This window comes from Teichococcus deserti, from assembly GCF_001982615.1.
Taxonomy (GTDB): domain Bacteria; phylum Pseudomonadota; class Alphaproteobacteria; order Acetobacterales; family Acetobacteraceae; genus Pseudoroseomonas; species Pseudoroseomonas deserti.
On record NZ_MLCO01000126.1, the window covers coordinates 1 to 1,125 of the forward strand.

General features: G+C 78.2%; 1 protein-coding gene. It reads right to left on the reverse strand.

All coding sequences use genetic code 11. From position 1 onward, the window contains the following. A partial coding sequence (locus BKE38_RS13975) for a tetratricopeptide repeat protein (RefSeq protein ID WP_131829595.1) occupies positions 1-1,114 on the reverse strand: 1,114 nt, incomplete at its 3' end. Positions 1,115-1,125: the final 11 nt, after the last annotated feature.

A 1,125-nucleotide genomic window follows, 5' to 3' on the forward strand; every position in this document is an offset into this window, starting at 1 on the left:
GCGCCGCCTGGGCGGCCTCGGTCGCGGCCTGGGCATCGCCAAGCCCGGCCAGCGCCTCCACCACCAGCGCCGCGGTCTCGCCGCTGGGCTCCGGCCGCGCGGCGAGCGACAGCAGCCGGCGCTTGGCCTCGCCGCGATGGCCGAAGGCATCAGGCTCCAGCGCGGCGGCGACCTGCTGCTGCAACCGGGCGCGGCGCATCAGCCGGCCCATATCGGCGCTGCGCAGCCGGTCCGGCACGCGCTCCAGCAGGGCAGCGACATCCAGCATGCGGCCTTCGTCGCTGGCGAAGAGCGCGGCGGCGAAGACCGCCTCGGCATGGCCGGTCTCGGCCGGCTGGTCGACCAGGGCGCGGGCCTCGACCCCCTGCCCCATCGCCGCCAGCGACCGGGCCAGATCCAGCCGCAGCCAGGGATTGGCGGGCTCGGCGGCCAGGGCGCCGCGCAGCAGGGCGATGCCGGATTCGGCGTCGCCGGCGCGCTGCGCCTCGATGCGCAGCGCCTCGGCGCGCTGCGCGGCGGCGCTGCCCAGAACCAGGCGGTTGCGGCGCTCGGCCAGCTGCTGCGCCTCGGCGAAGCGGCCCTGGCGCTGCAGCGCCTCGAACAGGCCGGCCATCGGCGTCGCCAGCTCCGGCCGGCGGGCCAGCGCGGCACGATAATGCTGCTCGGCGCCCTGGAGGTCACCGCGGCGCAGCGCCAGGTCGGCCAGCAGGGTCTCGGCCTCGACCCGCTCGGCGCCCTCGCGGCGCAGGCCGCGGCGCAGGATCTGCTCGGCCTGGTCGAACTGGCTGCGCTGCACCGCCTGGCGTGCCTGGGCGACCAGGGTCGGGCCGGCGGCGCCCTCCAGCGCGCGGGCCCAGCGGGCGCGGCCATTGACCGGGTCGGCGGCGATCGCCTCGCGCAGCAGCGCGGTCGCCTCGATGCGGCGGCCCTGGCGCAGACGGGCGACGCCCAGGCCCCCGCGTGCATCGGAATCCTCGGGGCGCAGCACCAGCACGGATTGGAATTCGCGCGCGGCATCCGCGAGCAGCCCGGCGTTCAGCGCCGCGAAGCCGCGCAGCCGGGCGGCGCCGCCATCGCCGACGGCGCGGCGGGCATCGGCCAGCCGCTGCTGCATCAGCGGGTCGT